This window comes from Spirillospora sp. NPDC049652, from assembly GCF_040675125.1.
GTDB lineage: Bacteria > Actinomycetota > Actinomycetes > Streptosporangiales > Streptosporangiaceae > Spirillospora.
The window spans coordinates 1-5,602 of record NZ_JBFAOF010000452.1; the positions used below are offsets into that span (position 1 = coordinate 1).

The 5,602-nt window shown below is 70.6% G+C and carries 4 protein-coding genes and 1 pseudogene; 4 read left to right on the forward strand and 1 reads right to left on the reverse strand.

The genetic code is table 11. The features are described from left to right. Positions 1 to 936 (reverse strand): amidohydrolase (locus AB0J52_RS24915; protein WP_500184588.1); only part of this gene is annotated, 936 nt, incomplete at its 3' end. Between the two features lie 337 nt (positions 937 to 1,273). Here AB0J52_RS24915 and AB0J52_RS24920 point away from each other — a divergent pair. The 4 genes and pseudogenes from AB0J52_RS24920 to AB0J52_RS24935 form a co-directional block, all read left to right on the forward strand. Continuing rightward, complete coding sequence (locus tag AB0J52_RS24920; RefSeq protein ID WP_500184589.1) at positions 1,274 to 1,468, forward strand: CsbD family protein; 195 nt, start codon at positions 1,274 to 1,276, stop codon at positions 1,466 to 1,468. A 450-nt stretch (positions 1,469 to 1,918) separates the two neighbouring features. Next, positions 1,919 to 3,073 carry a hypothetical protein gene (locus tag AB0J52_RS24925; protein WP_500184590.1) on the forward strand — a complete coding sequence of 385 codons (1,155 nt, stop codon included), beginning with the start codon at positions 1,919 to 1,921 and terminating at the stop codon, positions 3,071 to 3,073. A 235-nt stretch (positions 3,074 to 3,308) separates the two neighbouring features. Further along, positions 3,309 to 5,381, forward strand: a complete 2,073-nt coding sequence (locus tag AB0J52_RS24930) for an alpha-galactosidase (RefSeq protein ID WP_500184592.1) — start codon at positions 3,309 to 3,311, stop codon at positions 5,379 to 5,381. After that, positions 5,378 to 5,602: pseudogene (locus AB0J52_RS24935) on the forward strand (MFS transporter); the annotation flags it as partial. The gene AB0J52_RS24930 and the pseudogene AB0J52_RS24935, both read left to right, overlap by 4 nt.

The window sequence follows — 5,602 nt, forward strand, 5'->3', positions numbered from 1 at the left end:
CGGGCCCGGACGCGAACCGTCGGCGTAGGGGCGGCCGAGCGCGGCGGTGCAGCCGTCGACCGTGCCGTCGACCAGCAGCTTGACTCCGGTGACGCGCAGCCACGGGGAGGCGTGCTCCTCGGCGAGCCGGGCGGCCCGCGCGACGGCCGCGACCGGGTCGTCGTGCTTGCGGATCACCCAGTGGCCGACCAGGCGGGCGGTCAGCGTGCCGGCGCGTTCGGCGCGGACCATGGCGGCCAGGTCGTCCTCGTCCAGGCCCATGTCGACGGCGGCGGTCACACCCGCCCGGCCGTAGCCGCGCAGGGCGTCGGCGAGGAAGGCGTCCCGGTCGGCGTCGGTGGTCGCCTCCTCGATGAACGGCCAGACCAGCTGATGCATGGCCGTCTCGTCCACGTAGCCGGTCGGCTCCCCGGTCGCCGGATCCCGGGCGATCGAGCCGCCCGGCGGATCGGGCGTGGCGGCGTCGATCCCGAGCACGGCCAGGGCCGCGCTGTTGAGCCAGATGGAGTGGAAGTCGAACGCCTGCGCGTAGGCAGGCCGGTCGGGCGCCACGGCGTCCAGCATCTGGCGGGTGGGCCGCCCACCGGGAACCTCGGAGTGCTGCCACCCGTAGGCGCGCACCCAGTCCGACCCGGGATTGGCGGCGGCCCACTCGCCCACCCGCCGCTGGATCTCCCCGAGCCCCCCGGCCCCGGTCAGATCCGCCTGGCGCTCCACCTCTCCCGTCGCCAGCACATGAGCGTGCGCGTCGACGAATCCGGGCAGCACCAGCGCCCCGCTGAGATCGACCTCGACGGCCCCGGCTCCGCCGAGGCGCCGCGCCGTCCCGACATCGCCGACGTACCCGATCCGGCCGTCATCGGCGACCAGCAACGCCTCGGCCCATCGCCTCCGATCGGCCGTGAACACCTTCGCACCCAAGAACAGCTGCGGCATGGCTGGGGGACCTCCGTTCCACTGAGGCGCACATCACACCAGCTGACATTCTCAATGTCAATGGCCCTGACATTCCTCCTGATCCGCCTCTTCATCCAGCCTCTGACCAGCGCTCTCTTCCGTGAGGCTCATCTCGGAGCCTGTCCGTGAGGAGCCCGCGGGTGGCATGCGGTCGTCCGGCCGCCGGGCCCGGGCGCGCACGCGAGGGCCGGTCTCGCGGCAAGGAGGGCTGGAGGGACCAATACGCCTCCGCGTGACCGAACGCACTTGCGCGCTTGCATAGTTCGGCGCCGACCGGGCAGGTGGAGGTGCGTACGGCGACTTGGAGGGAGGAATCATGGGTTTCCTCGACAAACTTAAGAACAAGGCGCAGCAGGGCAAGGGGCGTGGCAAGGAGGCGGCCGGCCGGGCTGCCGACGATCCCTACCTGGAGGCCGAGGGACGCAAGGACCGTGCGTCCGGCGGTGTGAAGCAGGTGGGCGAAAAGGCCAAGGACGCCGCTCGCGAGATCCGCAGGAGCACCGAGAAGTGAGTCCGCACAGTGGCCGGAACCTCTGACGCGTCCCGGCCACTGGACGAAGTCCATTCCCCAGTGCTCTCCGTCCTCCGTCGATCGAGATTGATCGACATCGCTTGAGCGCCCAGGTCAGGGGTTGGGAGACGAATTCCCGCCGTGTCCTGACGAGGCAACGGGCAGGCTGGAAAGGGCCTCGGAGTACCACTCCGAGGCCCTTTTCCGTGTCCTCGTCCGCTGGGGGTTCGGCCCGTGCTGCCGGTTGGGAATGGCGACGAGCCGGTGTTCGCGCCGGCCGGGGTCTGGGGTCTGTCGGTTCTGCTGTGATCTCCGGGGCCGTCAGGTCATCATGGGCGTTCGGCGGATCCGAGCGTTGGCCGTTGCAGTCGGCGCGTGACTCGTGAGGACGGTCTGGCGGTGGCCCTCCGAACCCGTTCGTGTGCCCGGTCCCGTGCCCTCGGCGCCCTTGTGGCCGCGGTCGTGGCGGTGGGGCCGGCCGCCGTCACCGGCCGCGCCGAAGCCGCGGGTGATCTTCCAGGGCCGGTGGTGTCCAACTATGAGACCGCGACGGGTGCGGTTCTGGGACGTGACGCCGGACAGAGTTCCCCGATTCCGGGGCGGCCCGGTAAGAGCCTGTGGGTTTTCGGCGATACTCCGATCGCGGTCAACGGCTCGGTTTGCGACTGGTGCTTCATTCCCGGTAGCACGGCCGCCGTCAACACCAACACACCGGGCAAGGCGCCGACCGGGCTCAGCGAGTTGCCCACACCGCCTGCCGCGCCGACCCTTCCCAACAGCAATGCGCCGAAGGTCTTCCTGCCGAACCGGACCGATCTGAAACTCCCCGGCGGAGCGGACTGCGGCACCGGTGGTTATTCGGCGTCCTGGGTGTCGGGCGCGACACCGGGGCCCGACATGCCCGTGCGTTACAACGGGGTCTCTTACAACGCCGACAAGCTCATCTTTCTCACCTACGGCACGTTCTGCGTGACGAAGAGCGCAATGATCAATGAGGGGTTCGCCGCGACCTTCTACGATCCGGCCGCCAACGCCTTCATCGCTCCGTCGACCATCTTCGGCCAGGCGCCTGACGGCCGTGAGAGGCCGTGGCAGGAGAACCTCAGCTCGCCGGTCTTCTCCTCGGACGGCTATCTCTACATGTATGCCACCTGCAGCCCGTTCACCTGTTCGGGCGGCGGAAGCACGACCGTCGTCCGGACGCCGGTGGCCGAGTGGAACAGCGGATCGTCCTACCAGTGGGCGGCCTCGGCTTCGCCCACGGGCGGGGTCACCGGCTGGACCAGCGCACCCGCCCAGGCCGTGACCGTCCTGCCGGGGCAGGCGGCGCTCACGCAGGTGGACGTCAAGTCCTATCCGGGGCACGGGCTGATCATGCTCGGTCAGACCGACTTCAACGGCGTGTTCCAGCAGTGGACGGCCGCGTCCCCGGCGGGCCCGTGGAAGGCGGGGGCCTCCGGTCGGCTCGGCGAGTGCGCCACGTACACCCAGAGCTGGTGCTACGCGTTCACGGGCCATCCCGAACTGAGCACCTCGGCCGGGGCGATGGTGTCGTACTTCCGGCCGGACGGCGGCCGCATGCGGATGGACGTCGTCCCCTGGTAGCAGCGGACGACCGCACACCGGGGGCGTTCTTCCGTCGAGGAGAACGCCCCTGGTGTGCAGGTGTCGCGCGGTTTCGCTGAATCTTCCGAGATGGCCTGGCCGAGGGGCTTGGCGTCGGGGGTTCGCTCACCTAGCATGAGCGCAAACATGAGCGAGGCTCATGTTTGAAGCGGTCCGGATGTCGCCATGTCCAGGCGCCCCCCGCCCCCGACTTCACCGTCTGGATGGAGCTAGCGTGATCTTCCACCTCCCCGAGGCCCGGCTCTGGCTGCTGAGCACGCCGGGAACGTCCTACGCGTTCCGGCTGAACGCCGCCGACGTGCCTCAGCACGTCCACTGGGGACGGCGGCTGACGGCCGAGCAGGCCGCCGCGATCGCCGCCGACCTGCCCGACTCGGGACCGGCCTCGGACGATCCGTCCGCTGAGGACGCCGGGGAGGAGTTCGTCGTCGAGGGAGGCCTCCGGTTCGGCGCGCCGTCGCTGACCGTCCGGTTCGAGGACGGCGTCCGGGGGTTCGAGTGGCGGTTCGTCTCCCATGAGATCCGGGACGGCCACCTCACGCTGAGCTTCACGGACAAGGTCCGGGCGCTCGATCTCGAACTGCACTACCGGGTCCGGGACGGCCACGACCAGATCGAACGTTGGGCCGTCCTCACCGCCGGCGAGCCGGTCCAGGTCCTGAGGCTGGACTCCGCCTCCTGGACGTTGCCCGCGCGCGCCGACTACCGGGTCAGCCACGTCGTGGGTGAGTGGGGCAGGGAGTTCCAGCTACGGCGCGAACGGGTGCCGGTCGGCGAGACGGTCTTCACCAGCCGGCTGGGCATCACCGGGCCGAACGAGGGTCCCTGGCTCATGGTCGACGCAGGCGACGCCGGCGAGGAGCACGGAGAGGTCTGGAGCAGCGCGCTGGCCTGGAGCGGCAGCCGCCGCATCACCCTGCGCCGCGACCAGCTCGACCGGACGACGTGGACCGGCGGCTTCGGCCACGAGGGGCTGGTCTGGAGGCTCGCGCCGGGCGAGTCCCTGCAGACCCCCGTCTTCAGCGGCCTGTACGTCCCGGACGGCTTCGGCGGGACGAGCCGCCGCTGGCACTCCTATGTCGAGCAGGAGGTGCTGCCGGCCCGAGCCGCCGAGCGGCCGCTGATCTACAACTCGTGGGAGGCCACCGAGTTCGACATCTCCGAGGAGCAGCAGACCGAGCTGGCCGAGCGCGCGGCGAGCCTCGGCGTCGAGGTGTTCGTGGTGGACGACGCCTGGTTCAGCACCCGCACCGGCGACCACTCCGGTCTCGGCGACTGGTGGCCCAGCCCCGAACGGTTCCCCAAGGGCCTGCGGCCGTTCGCCGATCGGGTCCGCGCACTCGGCATGGGCTTCGGTCTCTGGGTCGAGCCCGAGGCGGTCAACCCCGACAGCGACCTGTACCGCGCCCACCCGGAGTGGATCCTGCATCAGGACGGCCGTCCGCGCACGCAGAGCCGCAACCAGTGCGTCCTCAATTTCGCCCTTCGGGACGTGCGCGAGTGGGCCGTGGAGTGGCTGGTCCGCACGGTCACCGACCTGGACGTGGTCTTCCTCAAGTGGGACATGAACCGGCCGTTCACCGAGGCCGGGCAGCCGGGGTCCGGTGATCCCGACCGGGTCTGGATCGAGCACGTCCGGGGCGTGTACGAGGTGATCGACCGGCTGCGCGCCGCCCGGCCGGAGCTGTACCTGGAGACCTGCGCGGGCGGCGGCGGCCGGGCCGACCTCGGCATCCTCGCCCGCGCCGACCAGGTGTGGACGTCGGACAACACCGACGCAGCAGACCGGATCGCGATCCAGCACGGCTTCTCCCAGATGCTGCCCGCCCGGACGATGGGCGCCTGGGTGACCGACGGCCCCAACGCCTTCACGGCCCGGCCGACGCCGCTGCGCTACCGCTTCCACGTCTCGATGGCGGGTGCGATGGGCATCGGCGGCGATCTGCGGTCGTGGACCGAGGACGACCTCGCGTGGTCCCGGATGCTGGTCGAGCAGTACAAGCGGATCCGCCCGGTCGTGCACGGCGGCGCGCTGTACCGGCTCGGGGACAACGCGCTGCAGTACCTGACCGACGACGAGATCGTGGTGTTCCAGTTCCAGCCCTCCGGGCTGGTCCGCTCCACCGTCCGCACCCGTCTGGCGGGTCTGGAACCGGAGGCCCGTTATCGGGACGAGGCCACCGGGACCGTCCATGACGGGGCCGTCCTGATGAGCCACGGCCTGCCGCCGCTGCCGCCCTTCGACTGGACGAGCGAGCTGGTCCACTTCACGCGGGTGTCCCGGTGACCGTCGCTCCCCCGCGCCTCGACGCGCTCGACGAGCCGACGCGGGACGTCAGCCGCGGTTGGGTGGCCATGTTCGTCCTGGCCAACTTCGGGGTCTTCATCCCGCAGCAGGCGCCGACGATCTTCCTGATGCCGCAGCAGATCGCCGAGATCGACTCGGCCGGGAAGGTCGGCGCGTTCGCCTGGGTCAGCGCGATGGGCGCGGTCTCCGGCATCGTCCTG